At 44.0% G+C, this 21,921-nt stretch carries 23 protein-coding genes; 19 read left to right on the forward strand and 4 right to left on the reverse strand.

Going from position 1 to position 21,921, the window contains the following annotated elements; genetic code table 11:
* Nucleotides 1-6 precede the first annotated feature (6 nt).
* Together NV379_RS23625 and NV379_RS23630 are read left to right on the forward strand one after the other, a co-directional pair.
* Nucleotides 7-228: a hypothetical protein gene (locus NV379_RS23625; RefSeq protein WP_258209801.1), complete on the forward strand. Its 222-nt coding sequence runs from the start codon at nt 7-9 to the stop codon at nt 226-228.
* Between the two features lie 101 nt (nt 229-329).
* Nucleotides 330-2,123, forward strand: coding sequence for a B12-binding domain-containing radical SAM protein (locus NV379_RS23630; RefSeq protein WP_258209802.1), 1,794 nt, complete (start codon nt 330-332; stop codon nt 2,121-2,123).
* A gap of 108 nt (nt 2,124-2,231) precedes the next feature.
* Here the strand turns inward: NV379_RS23630 and mnmM are convergent, their stop codons facing one another.
* Nucleotides 2,232-2,831 (reverse strand): tRNA 5-(aminomethyl)-2-thiouridylate-methyltransferase MnmM, encoded by a 600-nt coding sequence (gene mnmM / locus NV379_RS23635; protein ID WP_258209803.1) that lies wholly within the window; start codon nt 2,829-2,831, stop codon nt 2,232-2,234.
* Nucleotides 2,832-2,871: 40 nt separating this feature from the next.
* Nucleotides 2,872-3,825 carry a tRNA modification radical SAM protein MnmL/YtqA gene (gene mnmL, locus NV379_RS23640; RefSeq protein WP_258209804.1) on the reverse strand — a complete coding sequence of 318 codons (954 nt, stop codon included), beginning with the start codon at nt 3,823-3,825 and terminating at the stop codon, nt 2,872-2,874.
* Between the two features lie 182 nt (nt 3,826-4,007).
* Between mnmL and NV379_RS23645 the strand changes: the two genes are divergently transcribed.
* Both NV379_RS23645 and trmB read left to right on the forward strand, forming a co-directional pair.
* Nucleotides 4,008-4,532, forward strand: a complete 525-nt coding sequence (locus tag NV379_RS23645) for a hypothetical protein (RefSeq protein ID WP_258209805.1) — start codon at nt 4,008-4,010, stop codon at nt 4,530-4,532.
* Between the two features lie 121 nt (nt 4,533-4,653).
* Nucleotides 4,654-5,367 (forward strand): tRNA (guanosine(46)-N7)-methyltransferase TrmB, encoded by a 714-nt coding sequence (trmB, locus tag NV379_RS23650; RefSeq protein WP_258209833.1) that lies wholly within the window; start codon nt 4,654-4,656, stop codon nt 5,365-5,367.
* Nucleotides 5,368-5,435: 68 nt separating this feature from the next.
* Here the strand turns inward: trmB and NV379_RS23655 are convergent, their stop codons facing one another.
* Entirely contained in the window at nt 5,436-6,563 is a 1,128-nt protein-coding gene (locus NV379_RS23655; protein WP_444850926.1) for an MGDG synthase family glycosyltransferase, read from the reverse strand.
* 575 nt (nt 6,564-7,138) lie between these two features.
* Here NV379_RS23655 and NV379_RS23660 point away from each other — a divergent pair.
* The 5 genes from NV379_RS23660 (at nt 7,139) to rplT (ending at nt 10,814) form a co-directional block, all read left to right on the forward strand.
* Entirely contained in the window at nt 7,139-8,395 is a 1,257-nt protein-coding gene (locus NV379_RS23660) for a glycosyltransferase family 2 protein (protein ID WP_258209806.1), read from the forward strand.
* 84 nt (nt 8,396-8,479) lie between these two features.
* Complete coding sequence (gene glsA, locus NV379_RS23665) at nt 8,480-9,427, forward strand: glutaminase A (RefSeq protein WP_373426158.1); 948 nt, start codon at nt 8,480-8,482, stop codon at nt 9,425-9,427.
* A gap of 246 nt (nt 9,428-9,673) precedes the next feature.
* On the forward strand, nt 9,674-10,174 hold the full coding sequence (gene infC / locus NV379_RS23670) for a translation initiation factor IF-3 (RefSeq protein WP_258209807.1): 501 nt from the start codon (nt 9,674-9,676) through the stop codon (nt 10,172-10,174).
* A gap of 25 nt (nt 10,175-10,199) precedes the next feature.
* The gene (rpmI, locus tag NV379_RS23675) at nt 10,200-10,400 is read left to right on the forward strand and encodes a 50S ribosomal protein L35 (protein ID WP_258209808.1); all 201 of its coding nucleotides are present in this window, start codon (nt 10,200-10,202) and stop codon (nt 10,398-10,400) included.
* Between the two features lie 54 nt (nt 10,401-10,454).
* Nucleotides 10,455-10,814: a 50S ribosomal protein L20 gene (gene rplT / locus NV379_RS23680; protein WP_258209809.1), complete on the forward strand. Its 360-nt coding sequence runs from the start codon at nt 10,455-10,457 to the stop codon at nt 10,812-10,814.
* A 68-nt stretch (nt 10,815-10,882) separates the two neighbouring features.
* On the opposite strand, the gene NV379_RS23685 is transcribed toward rplT, so the two are convergent.
* A complete protein-coding gene (locus NV379_RS23685; protein ID WP_258209810.1) occupies nt 10,883-11,860 on the reverse strand; it encodes a LacI family DNA-binding transcriptional regulator in 978 nt (325 codons plus the stop codon).
* A 133-nt stretch (nt 11,861-11,993) separates the two neighbouring features.
* Here NV379_RS23685 and NV379_RS23690 point away from each other — a divergent pair, with 133 nt between their 5' ends.
* The 10 genes from NV379_RS23690 to NV379_RS23735 all read left to right on the forward strand — a co-directional run bounded on the left by NV379_RS23690 (nt 11,994) and on the right by NV379_RS23735 (nt 21,826).
* Nucleotides 11,994-12,779, forward strand: a complete 786-nt coding sequence (locus tag NV379_RS23690) for a Cof-type HAD-IIB family hydrolase (RefSeq protein ID WP_258209811.1) — start codon at nt 11,994-11,996, stop codon at nt 12,777-12,779.
* Between the two features lie 460 nt (nt 12,780-13,239).
* A complete protein-coding gene (gene ilvB / locus NV379_RS23695) occupies nt 13,240-14,988 on the forward strand; it encodes a biosynthetic-type acetolactate synthase large subunit (RefSeq protein WP_258209812.1) in 1,749 nt (582 codons plus the stop codon).
* Nucleotides 14,985-15,476 (forward strand): acetolactate synthase small subunit, encoded by a 492-nt coding sequence (gene ilvN, locus NV379_RS23700; protein WP_373426159.1) that lies wholly within the window; start codon nt 14,985-14,987, stop codon nt 15,474-15,476. Before ilvB ends, ilvN begins: the two co-directional genes overlap by 4 nt.
* Nucleotides 15,477-15,646: 170 nt before the next feature.
* Complete coding sequence (ilvC, locus tag NV379_RS23705; RefSeq protein ID WP_506737381.1) at nt 15,647-16,645, forward strand: ketol-acid reductoisomerase; 999 nt, start codon at nt 15,647-15,649, stop codon at nt 16,643-16,645.
* Between the two features lies 1 nt (nt 16,646).
* On the forward strand, nt 16,647-18,191 hold the full coding sequence (locus NV379_RS23710) for a 2-isopropylmalate synthase (protein ID WP_258209814.1): 1,545 nt from the start codon (nt 16,647-16,649) through the stop codon (nt 18,189-18,191).
* A 79-nt stretch (nt 18,192-18,270) separates the two neighbouring features.
* The gene (locus NV379_RS23715; protein ID WP_258209815.1) at nt 18,271-19,467 is read left to right on the forward strand and encodes an aminotransferase-like domain-containing protein; all 1,197 of its coding nucleotides are present in this window, start codon (nt 18,271-18,273) and stop codon (nt 19,465-19,467) included.
* Between the two features lie 190 nt (nt 19,468-19,657).
* Nucleotides 19,658-20,080 (forward strand): cell wall hydrolase, encoded by a 423-nt coding sequence (locus NV379_RS23720; RefSeq protein WP_258209816.1) that lies wholly within the window; start codon nt 19,658-19,660, stop codon nt 20,078-20,080.
* 47 nt (nt 20,081-20,127) lie between these two features.
* Nucleotides 20,128-20,523 carry a spore coat protein GerQ gene (gene gerQ, locus NV379_RS23725; protein ID WP_258209817.1) on the forward strand — a complete coding sequence of 132 codons (396 nt, stop codon included), beginning with the start codon at nt 20,128-20,130 and terminating at the stop codon, nt 20,521-20,523.
* 175 nt (nt 20,524-20,698) lie between these two features.
* Nucleotides 20,699-21,046: a YisL family protein gene (locus tag NV379_RS23730; RefSeq protein ID WP_258209818.1), complete on the forward strand. Its 348-nt coding sequence runs from the start codon at nt 20,699-20,701 to the stop codon at nt 21,044-21,046.
* A 192-nt stretch (nt 21,047-21,238) separates the two neighbouring features.
* Complete coding sequence (locus NV379_RS23735; protein WP_258209819.1) at nt 21,239-21,826, forward strand: KinB-signaling pathway activation protein; 588 nt, start codon at nt 21,239-21,241, stop codon at nt 21,824-21,826.
* The last annotated feature ends 95 nt before the right edge of the window (nt 21,827-21,921 follow it).

Consider the following 21,921-nt stretch of genomic DNA (forward strand, 5'->3'; position numbering starts at 1 on the left):
TCCCCTATGATTCTTTATCAACTCATGCAGCAGATCGAAGAGAGGCAAAGCCTTCAGAACGTGCTGCGCAATCAGCAAGTCCCACAGCTGGATATTCAGGAGCGGATCGCGACACTAGAGACCGAACTGCAGCTACTTGCAGACCGCTGGTTCACGCAATTACGTGAGTCGCAAACGTTCGAACCGTTGTATGTTGCACCACATATGGATGACGATGATATATTGTAATTTCCGAACAATGAATCTTATTTTTGTAAAGCCAGCCGTTTCTGTGTAGAATAATATCACTGGCTAAGCGCTATTTTCTATAGGAACGGGGACACATACATATGAAAGTCGTAGTAAGTACATTAAATGCAAAGTATATCCATACCTCTTTAGCACTGCGCTGTTTAAAGGCGTTCTGTGAAAAAGATTTTGATGTGGAAATCGCGGAATATACAATTAAGGACCCAGTGATGCATATCGTGTCAGAGCTGTATCAGAAGCAGCCAACGGTACTGGGTTTTTCGTGTTACATTTGGAACATTGAAGAAACGATTAAAGTCATTCAGACGATCAAGAAAATTATGCCGGAGCTTAAGATCGTTCTTGGCGGTCCTGAAGTGTCGTACGACACGGAGTTTTGGATGAATCGCATCCCTGAAGTGGATTTTATCGTTTTTGGTGAAGGTGAAGAAACACTACATCATCTGTTGCAAGAAATCTCGACTACACAAAAATATCACTTCGTATACGGGCTTGCCTACCGCAAGCAAGATGAGGTCATTCTAACTCCGGGCAGACCGAAGCTAGATCTGAATGATATTCCGTCGCCATATCGGTTTGAAGAGGACATTCCTGCTCTGCCCAATCGTGTCGTATATTTTGAGACGAGCCGTGGCTGTCCGTTCTCTTGTCAGTTCTGTTTGTCTTCGATTGAGGTTGGGGTACGCTACTTCGATATTGAGCGGACGAAAGCCGATATCTTATATCTGATTGATTCGGGTGCGAAGCTCATTAAGTTCGTTGACCGTACATTTAACATTAAGCGTGAATATGCGATGGAGATGTTCGAGTTTCTAATCGAGAATCACCGCGGATGCGTATTCCAATTTGAGATTACGGCTGACATCATGCGTCCAGAAGTGCTCGATTACTTGGCGACGAATGCGCCTCCTGGCGTCTTCCGATTCGAGATTGGCGTGCAGTCAACCAATGATGATACGAACGCGCTTGTGAAGCGCCGTCAGAACTTCGCGAAGTTAACACGTACAGTGACGATGGTGAAGGAAAGCGGCAAGATTGATCAGCATTTGGATTTGATCGCAGGGCTTCCTGAGGAGAATTATGAGTCCTTCCGTAAGACGTTTAATGATGTATTTGCACTAGGACCAGAAGAACTTCAGCTTGGTTTCTTAAAAATGTTACGTGGTACGGGTCTTCGTGCAGATGCGGAGAAATACGGCTACATCTATATGGACCATGCCCCATATGAAATTCTGGGCAACGATATTTTGCCATATACGGATCTGATTCGCATTAAGCGAGTAGAGGATGTACTGGAAAAATACTGGAATGCGCATCGCATGGATCACACGCTGAAATACTTGATGAATGACGAATTTACGTCGCCGTTTGATTTCTTCCAGCAGTTCGGCGATTACTGGGAGACGCGTGGTTGGCAGAAGATCGGGCATCAACTTGAAGATTTGTTTATTCGTCTGCATGGCTTCTTAGTGGAGCGGGGAACGAAGGGGATGGACAAGATCGAGGGCTTGATGAAGCTAGATTATTTCCTGAACCACAAGTACAAACCTCGTAAAATTTGGTGGGACTTCACAATGGACAAGTCTCATCAGTCTGAGATTATTCGTTACTTGGCCGAGCATCCAGAGGCAGTTGGCAGCGAGTTCGCACAGCTCCCAACCAGTGAGAAAGATCTGCATAAACATGTGATGATCGAGAAGGTACCGTTTGATCTGGCAGCATTATTGGCGCAAGACAAGTGGAGCGAAGAGATCGAGCAATCTCATGCTGCAGGTCAAGAACATTTGCTTATTTCCTTCTTCCATACAGATGGCAGAGGTAAGCCGAGCATCTTTACGATGCCAATGGCAGCGATATCTGTAAATGCGAGATAGCGTTTAATGCCTATATACAAATGAAGCCCCAACTGACGAAGTGATTCGTGAGTTGGGGCTTTTTGCTTCCAATAGAAGCTTATTTGATAAAAATCAATGATGAAATGATTAACTTGTTTGTTTACTTTCTCGCTTATCAATCGCGATCAAATACGGTGCAGATGTCTTCCGATTCATGAATTTATACATCATGACTTGGTACTGCACCTGCGGCAATGCCGCAGCCCATGTCTCGACGGCATTCGCTTCGACGTCGCCGCCTTCGTGACCGGGGTATAGCACCACGGTCACAAGCCCACCCGGACGCAGCACGCGAAGCGCTGCGCCCAAGGCAACCAAGGTCGTGTCCGCGTGCGTCACGACCAGCTCCCCCTCGGCTCCTGGCAGATAGCCGAGGTTGAACATCACCGCTCCGACGGTGCCATGGAGTGGAGGCGGCAGAACCGCCTCCATCTCCTCGTGCCCACGGAGCGTAAGCGTCACCGAGCCCAAGCCGTCTTGGGGCTCGGCATCTATGCGGCGGCGCGCTGTCACCAGCGCCGCCTGTTGGATATCAAGGCCCAAGACCCGGCCTTGGGAGCCTACGACACGCGCTAGGCGCAGCGTGTCCACGCCGTTACCGACGGTCGCATCGATTACCGTCTCACCCTTACGCACGCGATCTTCGATCAGCGCGTGCGCCATGCTTAGGACCGACAAGAATCCCATGGCGGTCACCTCCTTTTCTTTTCCACGTCACGATAACGGACTACCCCTGCCAATACTTTCCTTGCCATGTATTGCGTTCAAGTAACTCTTTATCAAATGCGTTCAGCACTTCCCACTTCTTTAGGCTCCACATCGGCCCGATCAACAGATCGCGCGGTGCATCTCCAGTAAGACGGTGTACAACCATCTCTGGCGGTAAGATTTCAAGTGTATCGACAATGAGCTTTACATACTCTTCTTTTTCTAAGAAGCGAAGTAGTCCTGCCTCGTACTGCTTCACCATCGGTGTTTTGCGCATGAGGTGCAAGAGATGGATCTTAATGCCCTGTACATCCATTTTCGCAACTGCACGACCTGTTTCAAGCATCATCTCGTGCGTCTCGCCAGGCAACCCGTAAATGATGTGTGAACATATGCGAATATCGTGTTTACGAAGCTTCGCTACAGCATCCAAGTAACACTGGGTATCGTGAGCACGGTTAATAAGTGTGGATGTTTCTTCATGAATCGTCTGAAGTCCCATCTCCACCCACAAGTACGTGCGCTTATTTAAGTCAGCCAAATATTCGACTACATCATCAGGCAGACAATCGGGGCGTGTTGCAATCGACAATCCGACTACACCTGGTTGTTTCAAAATTTCTTCGAAATACTCGCGAAGCTCTTCAACTGGCGCATACGTATTCGTATACGCTTGGAAATAGCCGATATATTTCGCTTCCGGCCATTTCTGATGCTGCAAGTCACGAATGGTGTTGAATTGCGTTACGAGGTCATCACGGCGCGATCCCGCGAAGTCACCTGAACCACGAGCTGAACAGAACGTACAACCGCCCTTGGCAATGGAGCCATCTCGGTTTGGACAAGTGAATCCTGCGTCCAGCATGACTTTGAATATTTTGAGTCCAAACTCTTCGCGCATTTCATAATTCCATGTATGAAAACGTTTATCTCCCCATAACAAGGGAGTTGATTTCGAATCTGTTACTTCCATGAATAACATTACTCCTTTTAAGCAGATAACCATTATTGTAGCCCAAAAACACGTCAAATGCGACTCACTTGACTAGGAACAGTTAGTTTCCAGTTCATACTGTAATTCCCGTGTTACTTCTTCGCCAGGAAGGACAACATAAGTGTGCATATATTTGATCAGCGAAAGGGGATTACTTGTTGATGAAAAAGCTTCGCATCACGACCGCCGCAATCATGATCACAGCTGCACTAAGCCTTGGTGGGGTTGCAGACGCAGCAACTACAATGACGAAAGAATCTGCAGTTGCTGTAACACCGGTTCCATCCGCGGCACCAGGAACAATTACTAATGGGGTAACGAACGGCGTTCGGAATATGTCGAATGGCGTGAAGAATGGTGCTAAAAACATGAGCAACACCATTACGAACGACGTTCGTGGAACCACGAATGACGGTCGAATCAATTCCACTTACCCAATGAATGAGCCAAACACTGTTTATCCGTATCAAGGTGGTGTAAATGGTACAGGTACTGGGTATGGAACGCATGGTTATGGTACTAACGGAATTCGCCCCTATTCCACAACTAATCCGAACACAACAAAAGTGAACAACGTTACGACACCTGCTACAAAATCCGGTGGCTTTAGCTGGGGATGGTTAGGTTTACTTGGATTGCTTGGGTTGTCGGGACTTGGAAGTAGACGCAAAGAGCATCACCGTTAATAAGAGTCAGCAGCCCCTTAACTAAAAGTTGAGGGGCTTTGATTTTTTTCGCATTATGGACTATCATTTTGAACAGGTTTATACAGTATCCGCGGCTTGTGGATTTATGGGAGGAACAGCAATGCGACTTAGAGGTAGAAAAGGGATTCGTGAGAATATCGAAGCCCAGGATGATCTAGTTATTCTAGATCCAGCACAATATAAAGGGAAATGGCACGAAGTGTTTGGTAATAGCAATCCAATCTATGTGGAGCTTGGCATGGGTAAAGGTCGCTTCGTCAGCGAGATGAGCCGTCTGAATCCAGATGTGAACTTTATTGGAATCGACATGTATGATGAATTGATTCGCAAATCCAGCGACAAAGCTCGCGCAGCTCATACAACAGAAGACGGGAATTGCGATTTGTCGAACATTCGTCTTGTTCTATTTAACATCGAAAGCATTACAGACGTATTTGAAGATAATGAAATCCAGCGCATCTTCTTGAACTTCAGCGATCCTTGGCCGAAGAAGAAGCATGCTCGTCGTAGACTGACGCATGAGAATTTCGTAAACAACTATGCGAAAATCTTGAACGACAAAGGTGAAATTCACTTCAAGACCGACTCCCGCAGCTTGTTCGAGTTCTCCTTGAATTCATTCTCGGATTTGGGTCTTCGTATGCGTAATATCGCACTTGATCTGCACGTTGACGGTATTCATCCTGATCACGTACTTACAGAATATGAATCCAAGTTCATTGAGCAAGGCGTAAATATTCACCGTATGGAAGTGATGATTGGTAAAGAGGCGCTTGCGCAGCACCTTCACAATTTAGAAAACAGAGAGAGTTAATTTATCACTCCACACACAACAAAAGCAGCCCAAATGGACTGCTTTTTGTTTACTCCATATTTACATACCTACATCAATAACTCCGCAATCGCTTTGGAATAACCCTCTGGCGGATAGGGATGAGACATATCTGTAGGTATCTTCGGACGCTCCACATCATATTTGCCTACATCTTGATACTCGCTAATTAATAGTTGGAATCTGTTATTAATCGTCGTACACGATGTGATCTGTTCCCCATACCCATTCTCGGTAAAATACTGCAAGTTATCTTCTTCTTGCCCAGGAATCGGTTTGTAGAACAACATTGGAATCCCTTTGGCTAAGCCTTCTGTGCAGGTAATACCGCCTGGTTTCGTAATCAGTAGATGAGAAATTTCCATCAACTTGTCTATTTCTTTTGTAAAGCCCATCAGGCGGATATTGTCATGTTGAAAACCAGGGTTTTCCGACATTTTCTGCAGTGCCTTTTCATTACTGCCGAGACAGAATACGAACTGAATTTGTTCACGCCATTTTACCATATCATCAAAAAAAGAATGTTCTCCAACAAGTCCCCATCCGCCGCCCATCACAAGCACAGTTGGCATTGCCTTGAGTTTGAAATGATCGCGAATACTGCTTCGGTCATGTCTTTGCCAAAATGATGGGTGGACTGGAATCCCCGTAACTTCAATTTTACGTTCAGGAACGCCGCGTCTAAGCAGTTTCGTCTTCACTTCATTGGTTGGAATGAGATATTTATTGACCTCAGAATCAACCCAAGTTCCATGCAAATCATAATCCGTCACAACCGTTACCAGTGGAATCGATAACCCGGATCGTTTCAATCGGGAGACGACGACATTGGGAAACGGATGCGTGCACACAATGATATCGGGCTTCAAGTGTTTAATAACTTCTGATGTTTGCCGATAAAATAGCTGGTGCAGTGCAAGTTGCGTTAATGGGTTAAGCGATTTTTTATATTGGAATCGATAAAGTTTCCCATACAACTTAGGCTGGGAAGAGACTGTTTTTCGATAGGCATTAAATATGAATGGAGCAAGCGTTGGGTGTAAAAAAGTACCAAGTTCGAGCACCCGGGTTTGGAATTCGGGATATAACTGCCGCAAGGAAACCGCAAGTGCATGGGCTGCTTGGGTATGTCCGGCACCGAATCCTTCGGATAACAGCAGAATCCTTTTTTTACGCAATCGCATGTTCACCTTACCTCGTACTGTAGAATGTTTATTTTTAAACATAACCCTTTTATCTCCAGTTTGCAACATGAAATGGCGGTACGACAAGCCTTTAATTGTTACTAATGTCATAATATTCAATTTAATTTTAAGTTATTTATGCAAGTTTGAAAAGGCTTTTATTCGGGGAGGATTGTAAATGGATTTGGGCATAAATACCCATTTAATTACATAAATGCATGTTTCCTGCTTTTGAGAGTTGTTTCTCGCAATTCCGTGCATTATAATGATGTAAGTTGTTTGAAACATTTCTGTAACAAAAACGTAATATAGTGTAGTACAAAACATGAAAAATGGTGATAATGCAATTAAATGCATTGGAATCGAAGCGTTTGAGGTTTCGAATTGCAAATTTTGAGCTAATTGGGGTCTTTAAGCTTAAAAACACGCTTAAATCGTTTTGACATTTACGGCTAAAGATAGGAAAATCATTAACGGTTATCTTTAACTGTAACATTTTCATTCCAAAAGGTGTCTACATACAAAGAGATATAGAGAGAAGCTTTGTAGGAGAAAAAGGGGGATTAATCATGCTGAATGGGCTGTTGTTAGCAGCGCAAGTGTTTTTCGCAGTATATGGTGCATATCAACTGGTGCTTGCGTTTTTCGGCTATCGTTTACCAAAGAAGAAGCAAGAACACGCACCTCAAAAGTCATTCGCTGTCTTGGTTTGCGCTCATAATGAAGAGCAAGTCGTTGGTGCTTTACTGGACAATTTAAAAGAAATGAAATATCCAAAAGAACTGTTTGACGTATTCGTAATTGCTGATAACTGTACAGACCGTACAGCGGATATCGCTCGTGAGAAGGGCGTATACGCTTGTGAGCGTCACAATAAGGCGCAGCGCGGTAAAGGTTATGCAGTAGAGTGGATGCTTAAAGAATTGTGGAAGCGTCCACGTCAATACGATGCAGTTGTCATTTTCGATGCGGATAACTTGGCTAGCCCAGATTACTTGACGCACATGAATAACGACTTGTGTAACGGTTCCAAAGTTATTCAAGCTTACCTAGATACGAAGAACCCGAACGATTCTTGGATTACAGCAGCTTCCGCAATTACGTACTGGTACTGTAACCGTCTATGGCAAATGCCGCGTGTCCGTTTGGGCATGGCGAACTTCCTTGGTGGAACAGGAATGTGTTTCGACTCCGCTCTTCTTAAAGAAATGGGCTGGGGTGCAACTTCCCTTGTAGAAGACTTGGAGTTTACAATGCGCTGCGTACAACGTAACGTATACCCAACGTTTAACTACGATGCTAAAGTATTTGATGAAAAGCCGCTAACGTTTAAAGCTTCTTGGAAGCAACGCTTACGCTGGATGCAAGGTCATTTCTCCGTAGCTCGCAAATATTTCTTCCCACTATTGTGGCAGGGAATTAGAGAACGTAGCTTAACGAAAATCGATGCTGCACTTTATGCGGTTAACGTATACAACTTGTTCTTAGGTTCCATCGTAACAGTCGCATTGTGGGTTGACCTTGCAATTCCAGGTCCGAACTACTTGCCATCCATCTTCTTATCGGTTCCATTATTGTTTAATGGATTAATGGTTCTAACATATGCGCAGTTCCCGATCTCATTGTGGCTGGAAAAAGCGCCGTTACGCATTTGGAAACACTTGATTCTATATCCGATTTTCTTGGTTTCATGGTGGCCGATTACTTTCTATGCATTCTTCACACAGAACAACAAACAATGGAGTCACACCGAGCATACTCGCGTGATCCGTCTAGAAGAGATGCAATCGAAAAAATCAAACATGACGAAACAACAAGTTGGATAAAAATAATAGTTTACTTAAACAGGCGAGTCCGTCACTATGGATGACAGGATCGCCTGTTTTTTGGTTTTATAAAGAAAGGAAGATGTGAAGTTGGAAGATTTACAAGCAATTAACGCATTTCTACCGGAGGCATTGCACATGTGTCGTGCAACGGCTGTAAGCGGAGAGGTGGCGTCTTACATTCCAGAGTTATCGAAGAAACCGAAAGAAGCACTCGGTATCTGCATCATAGATCGGAGTAACGGCTGCGTGACAGCGGGGGATGTCGATCTTCCGTTTACACTGCAAAGTATTTCGAAAGTGTTTACGCTTATTCTAGCACTTATGGACAACGGGGAAGAGGCTGTGTTCGCTAAGGTGGGCAAAGAGCCGACAGGTGATGACTTTAATTCGATGCTAAAATTAGAGCTGGTTGAACCAGGTATTCCATTCAATCCACTGATTAACGCAGGGGCAATCGTCATTTCGTCACTTATCGCTGGAAATAGTCCACAGGAGAAAGCGGATCGGATCTTGCAATTTTTCCGTAAAATCTCACATAATCATGCGATTCATGTGGATATGGACGTATACGCTTCTGAATCAGCATCTGCACATCGTAATCGCTCACTCGCTTATTTTCTCAAAGATAATGGCGTGTTGACAGATGAGGTCGATGTAGAAGAAGTACTTGATGTGTACTTCCGTCATTGCTCGATTGAAGTAACTTGTAAGGATATAGCCCGTATGGCGCTGCTGCTTGCTTGTGATGGAACGGATCCGGTAACAGGCGAGAATATTATTCCTCGCCGTTATGTGCAGATTGCCAAGACGTTCATGATTACTTGCGGGATGTATAATGCGTCTGGTGAGTTTGCGATTGGTGTCGGGCTACCAGCTAAGAGTGGGGTGTCCGGTGGTATACTGACTTTGCTTCCTGGTCGCTACGGTATAGCGGTTGTAGGTCCTGCGCTTAATAGCAAGGGCAACAGCGTAGCAGGTGTACATCTGCTTGAAACATTATCAGCTAAATTTAATTGGAGCATGTTCTAATAAAAGTACTTGCATTGATTCGTACGTTATGATATATTAGTTCAAGTGTTGTTTAACACTATGAAAAAGAAGAGGCGCCCGCTTCTCACCTGTCCGACTCATTGTTGGCTGGTTTATGATGATTTTTCCTTTGCTAAAGCAATGTGATCAATGGGATGTGGGCCGATGTTGCACACATCCCTTTTATATTTGTAAACCGGTTTATTGATTTACCTATGGAGGTGGAAGGCTATTAGCAAGGACCATATGATTAATGATGAGATTCGCGTGAAAGAAGTACGTTTGATTGGTTCCGATGGTGAGCAATTAGGTATTACACTTACACGTGAAGCACTTCAGATGGCAATTGACGCTAACCTTGATTTGGTTAATGTAGCTCCAACAGCGAAACCGCCTGTATGTCGCATTATGGACTATGGCAAGTTCCGCTATGAGCAGCAGAAGAAAGAGAAAGAAGCTCGCAAGAATCAAAAAGTGGTGGACATCAAAGAAATCCGCCTAAGTGCGACAATTGATGAGCATGATTTCCAAACTAAGCTGCGTAATGCGGTTAAATTCTTAAAAGACGGCGACAAAGTGAAAGCTTCTGTTCGTTTCCGTGGTCGTGAGATTGCTCATGCTTCAATCGGTAAAAAGGTGCTTGATCGCCTAGCAACTGAAACAGCTGAAATTTCCTCGATTGAGCGCGCTCCTAAGCTTGAGGGTCGCTCCATGATTATGATTTTAACACCAAAAGCGACGACTTAAATTTTTATTCGAGGAGGATATTCCCATGCCAAAAATGAAAACTCATAGTTCTTTGAAAGACCGTTTCAAAGTAACTGGAACAGGTAAAGTAAAAAGACATAAAGCAAACAAGAACCACTTGTTGTCCGCTAAATCCGGACGTCAAAAGCGTGTACTAGGCAAGAGCACTTTGATGGCTACTGGTGACGTAAGTCGCTTGAAGCAAGGTCTTAACAACTTAAAATAATTATGTGAATGGACTTTATAGTTCAACATTCATCATATCCAGGAGGTATTTACTATGGCTAGAGTCAAGGGCGGCTTTACAAACCGTCGTCGTCATAAAAAAGTATTAAAACTCGCTAAAGGTTATTTCGGTTCCAAACACCGTCTATTTAAAACTGCACAGGAGCAAGTATTCAAATCCCTTGTGTACGCATACCGCGATCGTCGCGCTAAGAAGCGTGATTTCCGCAAATTATGGATCACTCGTATTAATGCGGCTGCTCGTATTAACGGTTTGTCCTACTCCAAATTGATGTTCGGTCTTAAGCTTGCTGGTATCGAAGTTAACCGTAAGATCCTTGCTGATCTAGCTGTTAACGATGCTAAAGCATTCGCTGATCTTGCATCTGCTGCAAAAACAAAAATTAATGCTTAATTAGCATTGTCAAAACACCTTATGGTTATATGCCATAAGGTGTTTTTTTGTTTCTTGATATCGTTTTTTTATACGGTTGAGCGCGGAATGAAATGAATAGGCAGCTCTTGATGATGGGGCTGTTCACATTCTCCGATTAGCTGCTTGTATACTGTTTCACAGGCAAGCCTACCAACTTCGAAAGTCGGGAGCTTGATTGTTGTAATATCCATAGCACGTGAGATAGGTTGATCATCAAAACCAATAACTGCGAGGTCTTCAGGAACGCGTACTCCATGCTTCTTGGCACTACTTATAATGCCAGCTGCGCCTATATCGCCGGCGACAAGGATCGCTGTAGGCTTCTCGTTTAATTGCATGATGCGTTCAAGCACCCCAGTACCATCTTCAAAAGTATAGACCATATTAAAGATCCAGTCTGGATTGGGTACTTGGTCAATGGTAGCAAGTTGATCATGGAAAGCGCGAATACGATTGTGGCTGTTATTACTCTCTGGACGACCGATGGTGTAACCAATACGGTGGTGACCTTTGGTTATTAAATAATTGACCCCCATCGCAAATCCATTGTAGTGATCCACGTAAACAGAAGAGATCGAGCGGCCTTCCGCATTTTCACAGGTAATAATAGGTCCATAAGGGAGATAGGATTCAATCAACTCCCATTCTAGTACCTTGGAGCAGATAATGACGCCATCAATCTGTTTGCGTCTTAGCATCTCAAGCACTTTACGTTCTTCTTCTTGTTCGTATTGGGTTTGACACAAGACGAGTTGATAGTTGTATTCTAATGCTTGCTGCGCAATGCCTTCGATCATGGAACCGAAGTAATGGTGATTCACGAATGGGACAACAACACCGATCATGGAGGTGTGTCCTTTGACAAGCTGCACGGCGTTCTGATTAGGTGTATAGTTCAATTGCCGAATTGCTTGAAGTACAGCTTCCCGCTTATCTGGCTTTACATAAGGGTGATTATTAAGTACACGAGAAACGGTCGTAATCGAAACGCCGGCTATTTGTGCAATTTGTTTAATATTAGCCATAAAAAGATCTCCTTGACATGAAATGCTTTTCACACATTAAGCTTGATTTGTAAGTGGTCGGTTTGATCGGCGCAACCGTAAATTGGGCGTAACGATCAGCCGGCTATAATAAGCATAATTGGGGGCAACGCAAATGAAAAGCACAATTGTATTTTTTGATATAGACGGTACTCTACTGAATCAGAACAAGGAGGTACTCGACTCTACGCGTAAGGCGATTAAGCAATTACAAGACAAGGGTGTTTATACTGCGATTGCGACAGGTCGGACGCCACACTTATTCGATTGGCTCTGTGAAGAACTGAATATCAACACTTTTGTGTCGATGAACGGGCAATATGTTGTTTTTGAAGGTGAAATCATATACAACAACCCGATGAATGCACAGCATATACATGAGCTTGCACAATTAGTGGAGTGTAATGGTGATGCACTCGCATATGTGAATGAAGTTGATATACGCTCAAGTAGAGAGGGTCACCTGCTATTTGAAGAGGTGTTTGGCTACTACAAGATGGAATATCCAATCGCTGATCGTGATTTTTATAAACATACAGATGTACATCAGGTTACAATTATTTGTGAGCAAGATCAATTGTCTGGTTATGTAGAAAAATTTCCGCAATTTAATTTTGTGCCTGTTCACGAGGGTGGTGCAGATATTTTGCCCAAAGGTTGTTCGAAAGCATCAGGTATTGCTTACATTTTGGAGCGCGGTGGATTCAAGTTGGAGAATACTTTTGCATTCGGTGACGGGGATAATGACATTGAGATGCTTGGTGCTGTAGGAGTTGGCGTTGCGATGGGCAATGCATCAACCCACGTGCAAAAGCATGCAAATTATATTACCGCTTCTTGCGATCATGACGGGATATATGAGGCTTTAGTAAAGTTTGAACTTGTCGAAAAGGATGAATAGATGAAATCGCTTTCTTTAAATGAATTGCGTCATTCATTTAAAAATTCTCATAAATGTGCTTGACTAGTCTGAATAAGAGAGTCTATAATAACTTCTAACTTACAAGAAATTGTTATCGGCTATGAAGAGGACGAAGTTTTAAGGGCACTTATGCGCAGAGAGCGATGGACTTGCTGAAACCATTGCCTTAATCCCTTAGTTACGAGCTCACCTCGGAGCCATTTTTCTGAAAAGATTGCAGATAATGCGATCCTACTAGGAAAAATCGGATTCGCACACGTTACCGTGCGTCGGTTTAGAGGATCTAAACCTGCTGAGGTCATAATCTGTGAAGAATATGACAAATTTGGGTGGTACCACGAAAAGCAATCAAGCCTTTCGTCCCGTTGCACGCTTTACATGCGTCGCGGGATTGAAGGGCTTTTTATATTTTTAGCCATTTTTTGAGAGGAGGATTCACATGAACGTTGAGACAACGCTTAAGAAGTCAAAAGAAGAATTGATTGAAAAATTAAAACAACCAGAATTAATTACAGGTTCTGAAATTTTACTCCGCTCTTTGCTGCTAGAGGGTGTGGAATGCGTCTTCGGTTATCCGGGTGGTGCGGTTCTATACATCTACGATGCGATGCATGGGTTCTCAGATTTCAACCATTTGCTTACACGCCATGAACAAGGCGCGATTCACGCAGCAGATGGTTACGCAAGATCGACTGGTAAAGTGGGTGTATGTATTGCCACTTCCGGCCCGGGGGCGACTAACCTCGTCACAGGCATTGCGACAGCATACATGGATTCCGTTCCACTCGTTGTAATTACAGGCAACGTCGCGACAACCGCGATTGGTACGGATGCTTTCCAAGAAGCAGATATCACTGGCATTACGATGCCGATTACGAAGCACAGCTACTTAGTGCGTGATGTGAATGACTTAGCTCGCACGATTCATGAAGCATTCCACATTGCAAACACAGGACGTAAAGGCCCCGTGCTAATCGATATTCCGAAGGATGTATCGGCGCACAAGACGATCTTCGCACCCGTGACGGAAGAAGTGAATATCCGCGGATATCACCCGACATTCAATCCGAATAAGCTTCAAGTTGATAAGCTGCTTAAAGCAATCGAAGAAGCGGAGCAGCCGCTTATTATCGCAGGTGGCGGGGTTGTATATGCGAACGCGGCAGAGCAATTGCTTGAGTTCGTCAACAAAACACGCATCCCAGTAACGACGACATTACTTGGACTTAGTGGATTCCCAAGTGGTCATGACTTATGGCTAGGAATGCCAGGTATGCATGGCACATATGCGGCGAACACAGCGATTCAAAATGCAGATCTCCTGATCTCAATCGGAGCACGCTTCGATGATCGCGTAACGATGAGCTTAGACGGATTCGCACCGAATGCGAAGAAAGTTGCTCATATTGACGTTGATCCAGCCGAGATCGGCAAGAACATTAAGACAGACATTCCGGTTGTTGGTGATGTACTCGCTGTTCTCGAATATGCGAATACAAAAGCAACCAAAGCACCATGTGAAGATTGGATTCGCACGGTACAAGACAATGCGAAGAACTTCCCACTTCGTTACATCGATTCAGAAGATGAACTTAAACCGCAGTTCGTAGTGGAATTGATTAATGATACAACAAATGGTGAAGCGATCATTACAACGGATGTGGGTCAACATCAAATGTGGGCTGCCCAATATTATAAATTTAAACATCCGCGTTCGTTCGTATCATCTGGCGGTCTAGGCACAATGGGCTTTGGTTTCCCATCTGCGATTGGTGCACAGCTCGGTAATCCAGATAAGACGGTTGTATCGATTAATGGTGACGGTGGCATGCAGATGTGTGCGCAAGAACTTGCGATCTGTGCGATTAATAACATTCCAGTGAAAATCGTCATTATTAACAATCAAGTGCTCGGAATGGTGCGTCAATGGCAAGAAATCATCTATGATGCACGTTACAGTCATATTGATCTAGCAGGATCACCAGATTTCGTTAAACTGGCTGAAGCATATGGTGTAAAAGGTTTACGTGCAACGAATAAAGAACAGGCACGCGATGCTTGGGAAGAAGCACTCAATACGCCAGGACCAGTCGTTGTGGAATTCGTCGTTCGCAAACATGAGAATGTTTACCCTATGGTGACAGCAGGAACTACACTAAGTGACATGATTATGGGGGACTCGATATGATCATTCGCAAATATACGATATCTATTCTTGTAAACAATCAGCCAGGGGTTCTGCAGCGTGTATCGGGACTATTCGGCCGTAGAGGATTTAACATTGAGAGTATTACAGTTGGGGAATCAGAAGAGATTGGATTATCTCGCATGGTGATTGTAACCGAAGGCGATGACAAGACACTCGAACAAATCTCCAAACAGCTATATAAATTGATCGACGTGATCAAAGTAATCGATCTTAGCGCAAGTCCGATGGTGGCACGCGAGCTTGGATTGATTAAAGTAAGTGCTGATCCGCAAGCACGTCCAGAGATTATCGGGATCGTCGAGACGTTCCGCGCATCCATCGTTGATATCGGACCAAGCTCCTTAATCGTTCAAGTGGTGGGAGATTCCGAGAAGATCGATGCTATGATTGAACTGCTTCGTCCATACGGAATTAAGGAATTATCAAGAACAGGTGCAACGGCAATGATTCGTGGAGCTGTTCGATAAGTAAATGCACATAAAGTAATTTTAATTTTCAGATAATTTAAAGGTTTTGGCCTTAAGCGGGCGTTTGAGCGACAGCCAAGTCACTTGAATACGCCAGAGAAGTCGGTCGTTGAGACGCCCGCTTAAGGGTTATATTCGGTATTTATAATATTTTTCATATACTAAGGAGGATTTATAACATGGCAGCAAAAATGTACTACGAAAAAGATGCAGATTTAAGCGTATTGAAAGGTAAAACAATTGCAATTATCGGTTACGGTTCCCAAGGTCATTCCCAAGCGCAAAACCTTCGCGACAGCGGATTGAACGTGATTATCGGTCTTCGTCCAGGTAAATCATGGACAACGGCTCAAAATGACGGATTCGAAGTATTCGAAGTGGCTGAAGCAGCAAGTCGTGCAGATGTGATTCAAATCTTGATGCCAGACGAGACACAAGCGAAAGTATATAAAGATTCCATTGAGCCGAACATCAAGAAGGGTGCAGCAATCATGTTCTCCCACGGCTTTAACATCAACTTCGGTCAAATCGTACCGACTGCTGATCTAGACGTGTTCATGATCGCGCCGAAGTCCCCAGGTCACCTTGTACGTCGTACGTATGTAGAAGGATTCGGGGTTCCAGCGTTAATCGCAGTTGAGCAAAATGCAACTGGACAAGCGTTCGAGATCGGTCTTGCTTATGCAAAAGGTATCGGCTCCACGCGTGCTGGCGTTATCGAGACTACATTCCGTGAAGAGACAGAAACGGATCTATTCGGTGAGCAAGCTGTACTTTGCGGTGGCGCAAGTGCATTAGTAAAAGCTGGTTTCGAGACACTTATCGAAGCTGGATACCAACCAGAAGTTGCTTACTTCGAGTGTTTGCACGAGCTTAAATTAATCGTTGACTTGATGTATGAAGGTGGCTTGTCCCGTATGCGTTACTCCATCTCCGACACAGCTGAGTATGGTGACTATGTAACAGGACCTCGCATCATCACGGATCAAACAAAAGTAGAAATGAAGAAAGTATTAGATGAAATTCAACGCGGCGTATTCGCACGTAACTATATCGTTGAGAAATCAAATGGTGCATTCTTCACGGCGACTCGTCGTAAAGAAGCAGAACACCCACTTGAGAAAGTTGGCGCTGAGCTTCGCGAGATGATGCACTGGATCAAGAAGTAAGATGAGAAAAATATACTTCTTCGATACGACTTTACGCGACGGGGAGCAATCCCCGGGCGTTAATCTCAACATGAGAGAGAAAGTTGAGATTGCCTTGCAGCTAGAGAAACTTGGCATTGATCGGATGGAAGCGGGATTTCCTGCGGCATCCCCTGGTGATCTAGAAGGAGTAGCATCTGTGGCTAAGGCAATTAAGAATGCAACTGTTGTTGGGCTGGCTCGTTCGAGAGAGACTGACATTGACGCGGTACGCGAGGCACTTATTGCGGCGCAGGACCCTTGCATTCACTTGTTTCTAGCAACGTCTCCGATTCACCGGGAGCATAAGCTTCGGATGAGTAAACAGCAAGTGCTTGAATCTGCTGAAGCTGCGATCAAATATGCGAAGCGTTATTTTGACAAAATCGAGTTTTCGCCTGAAGATGCAGGTCGTACAGAGCTGGACTTCTTATGCGAAGTGACAGAGATGGCGATTCGCGCAGGTGCGACTGTTATCAATATTCCGGACACGGTAGGGTTCTTGACCCCTTATGAGTACGGGAACATTTTCCGAACGTTAAAAGAAAACGTACCTGGCATTGAGAAGGTGCAGCTGAGCACGCACTGTCATAACGATCTTGGGATGGCGACGGCGAACGCATTAGCCGCGATTATGAATGGTGCTGATCAGGTGGAAGGTACGATTAACGGAATTGGAGAGCGTGCAGGTAACACTTCGCTTGAAGAGATTGCAATGGCCCTTGAGACTCGTGCTGAGTTCTACAATGCGAAATCGTCCCTTGTGCTTAGTGAAATTGCGCGTACTTCCCGCCTTGTAAGCAAGCTGACAGGCATGCCTGTTCCGGGAAATAAAGCAATTGTTGGGGCGAATGCGTTTGCGCATGAATCGGGAATTCATCAAGACGGCATGCTAAAAGAGAAGACGACTTATGAGATCATGTCACCTGAGACGATTGGTCTAAAAGAGAGCAAGCTTGTGCTCGGTAAACACTCAGGTCGTCATGCTTTCCGTGAGAAGCTAATCGATATGGGTTATCAATTGGATGATGAGCAATTGAATATTGCATTTGCGAAATTCAAGAACTTGGCGGATCGCAAGAAAAATGTTCTTGCCGAAGATATTCGCGCGTTACTCGAGGAAAAGTTGACAGGCACTCCTGAGGTCTATAAGCTAGAGATGATGCAACTTTCCTATGGCAACCAATCTGTGCCAACTGCTTCTGTACGAATTCAGGCAGCAGATGGTATGATTGAAGAAGCCGCAATCGGCAACGGTTCGGTAGATGCGATCTACAAATCTATTGATAAAGCGACCGGGGAAGAGACGGAGCTTGAAGATTATAAGATCTATTCGGTCTCACAAGGTAAAGATGCACTTGGTGAAGTTCATGTTATTTTGCGTCAAGGTGAGTGGTCTGTACAAGGTCGGGGCATATCAACAGATATTCTCGAAGCGAGTGCGAAAGCTTATATTGATGCGATTAACCGACTCATTGACAAAAGAACGACACATCCAACAACTCGCAGTCATGTTGCGTTAATTTAAAGAGAGACACCCGACTCAGGCTGTTACGAGTAGGGTGTTTTTTCAAAAATGCAGGTTGGATAAAAAAGGAGAATCAAGCATGAACTATCAATTTTCGAAGTCACTTGATGGATTCTCATCCTCAGCAGTACGTGACATCCTCAAGTTAACACAAGGCAAGTCCATTATTTCTTTCGCAGGTGGTCTGCCCGCTGAAGAATTGTTCCCGATTGAAGCAGTGAGAGAAGCTGTGAATCGCGTAATGGATCAAGGAAAAGGTGCGCTTCAATACGGACTGACAGAAGGATATATTCCCCTTCGTCAGAGTATTGCCAAATGGATGGGTGAAAAAGGAATCAACGTAAGTATTGATGAAATGCTTATTACCACAGGTTCCCAACAGGCTATTGATCTGTTAACACGCATTTATATTGATCCAGGTGATGTTATTCTTGTTGAAGAGCCTACATATTTAGCGGCGATTCAAGTATTCCAGTCCCGTGGAGCGAAGATCGTATCCGTTCGTGGAGATCAGGATGGACTTGATCCTGATGATCTGAAAGCGAAGATTAAGGAGCACAATCCGAAACTTGCTTATGTGATTCCGACATTCTCGAATCCAACTGGTAAAGTGTGGAGCTTAGAGCGCCGTCAAAGCGTGCTGAATATTTGCCAAGAAGCGAATGTACTTATTCTAGAAGATGATCCGTATGGTGAGATTAAATTCGGAGATACAGAGACGTATCCATCGATCTTCGCACTTAGCGGCAAGGCAGAAGGTTCTTGCGTGGTATACACAAGTACGTTCTCCAAGACTGTTGCTCCTGCACTACGCACAGGTTGGGTTGTAGGTGACGCTGATCTTATTCGCAACATGACGCGGATGAAGCAAGCAGCTGACTTACATTCTTCTACACTCGATCAACAAACATTGTATCAGCTGATGGAGCACTTTGATCTGAATGGACATATTCGTACGATTCGTGCGCACTATGAATCACGTATGCGCATTATGGCGGACTTGCTTAAAGAAAAGAACTGGCCGGGTGTCACTTGGGTTGAGCCTAAGGGTGGCATGTTCTTCTGGGTAGAGCTTCCTGAAGGGATGCGTGCAACAGATCTTCTTCCGAAAGCTGTGGAGCAAGGCGTTGCATTCGTACCGGGTTCTCCGTTCTATGCAGGAGATGCGAAGCACAATACGATGCGTCTGAACTACACGCACTCCGATGAAGAGAGCCTTCGTGAAGGTATGAACCGTCTAGATCGTGCGATTCAGTCGATGTTGGCAGTTAAATAATACAATAACGGATTAAGGTTTGAATAAAGAGTCCTTTCGATACGCGAAGATACTTGTGTCTTTAGCGCGACGAGGGGGCTTTTTTTCATGGGAAAGGAATTGACTGTCACCAACTAGGCATCCGCACAATATGATGGATATGGAAAGCGTCAAGGCTCCGGCCCATACACAAGGAGGGAAGGTAGGCAGGATGGCAGTCATTAAAGCGAATTCAGAAGACGTCAAATTGCTCGCCCGTCTTATGCGAGCGGAAGCAGAAGAAGATGGCGATGCCGGGATGTTGATGGTTGGTAATGTGGGTGTAAATCGTATTCTTGGAGACTGTATGGATTTTAAAGATATCCGTAGCGTTCGAGATATGGTTTATCAAAGTCCGGGTGGCTTTGAAGCACCACAGAAAGGTTATTTTTATCAAAAGGCAAGAGATGCTGACATTCGCAGGGCACAACGTGCAATTAATGGGGAGCGCAAATGGCCAGCGACCAATGCTTTATGGTTTTATCGTCCTACTGGAGATTGTCCAGATACTTGGTATAACCAAGACAATACGGGGCGTTATAAAGCCCATTGTTTCTTTGCTCCGTCGTTTGATGATTGTCCGGACGTATTCTAATGGTTTGGTAATATTGGATTGGATAGATCAAGGAGGAAAATAAACGTATGATGAATTATCCGTATCGCCCAATGATGAATCAAATGCCAGTGATGTATGCTCAGCAAAACATGCAGGGTTTCAATGCATCAAGCGGTGACATGATTACCCAGCAAGGAGTAACTTACCAAGCACCAAAGTTTGAGGAGTCGTATATCGAGAATATTCTACGTATGAACTTAGGAAAATGTGGCACATTCTACATGACGTATGAAAATAACTCGCAGTGGAATGCAAAGATTTTTAAAGGTATATTAGAGGCTGCGGGGCGTGATCATATTATTATTAGTGATCCGAAGACAGGCGTGCGTACGCTTCTGCAAATGGTAAATCTAGATTATGCAACATTCGATGAGCCGCTGAATTACTCTTATCCAGGGGTAACGCCTCAACCTCGTAAATAGATAGATCATTTATGAAGAATCAAGTCAGATTGTGGACTTGGTTCTTTTTGTATGTAACATCGAGCACATCTTATGTCAGAAGTATGAATTTCGTCAGATACTATTGCTTGAATAGTCACATGATTGATATGATTAGATGTGCATCTATTACGTTTTTTTTCAAGGGGGATTATCCGTGTCAGAGACAATGTTAAAGATTTTTACACATGCTCATGGTGATACTTGGGCGATTTTGTTCTTATTATTCTTGGCTAGTGTAATTTTCCGTCGTCAAAAAGTGACGCAAATGATTCAGCGTGTATTCTATCTCATCATGATTGCTTCCGGTATTGGTCTACTTGTTGAGTATGGTTTCCCAACGCTTTACATTGTAAAAGCAATTATCGCAATCGTTATGATCGGTTGCATGGAGATGGTGCTTGTTCGCATCAACAGAAAACAGCCATTTATGCCAATGCTGATTGGTTCTATCGTACTTGCGGTTGTTGTGGTCTTGATTGGAAGAGGAGTTATTAGCTTCTAATTGTATGCATAACTAAAGAGCGCCCTTCACCTTGGGTGATTGCGGCGCTCTTTCTTTAAGATATTGATATTATAATTTATCAGCGGGGCTGATGAAATATGATATCGCAAGAAAAGCTTCCGCTAACGCAGGGTCAAGCTTCGTGGTTAGTACTACGAATTCGAGCTTTTCTTAAATGGAAGGGGTTTATATATGCTGAAAAAATGGCTCTATGTCATGTGGACGACGATTGTATACGGCTTAGTGTCGGGTTTAGTATTGTGGTGGATACTACGAATGACAGTTCCGAATTTCATTCTGTTTGGTAGTGGTGGAGTAGCAGAAGAGTTAAAGGGCGTGTCGCTTGGTTTGCTAACAGCTAGTATGACGAGCGTTCTCGGGTTCTTCGCTTTCTTGATGTTGAAATATTATATGATCGGTATTCTGAAAAATCGGATTAAAGTGTGGAACATTATGCAATGGTACTTTATTATTCTTTCTGTACTTGCGCTGTTCTACTATTTCATCTACAAAGAGCAATCAGGTAGTAACGATGTGAGTTTACTCGTACTGCCAATTGTGTTATTAGTATTCTCTATTGTAGTGGCGTTCTGGAAAGTCAAATTGACGAACAAGGGTGCAATGCTGCCGACGTTATTCTTTATGATCGTGGGTACAGCACTAATGTCACTGCCTGTATTTAAAGCAGAGGACTTTTACAGCACATTTTTCATGATGTTTGTGTTGCTTGTGTGCAATGCGCGCCAAATCTTGATTTTGCATAAACTCGTGAAGAACTAATGAAAAGCGCCATAGGCAATACCTATAAAGACCATAGAATTTATATCTTAGAATCGCGTATGGAAATATGCTACAACTATAGATAAGTGAAAATC

Origin of the sequence: Paenibacillus radicibacter (assembly GCF_024721995.1) — a bacterium.
Lineage (GTDB): Bacteria > Bacillota > Bacilli > Paenibacillales > NBRC-103111 > Paenibacillus_AM > Paenibacillus_AM radicibacter.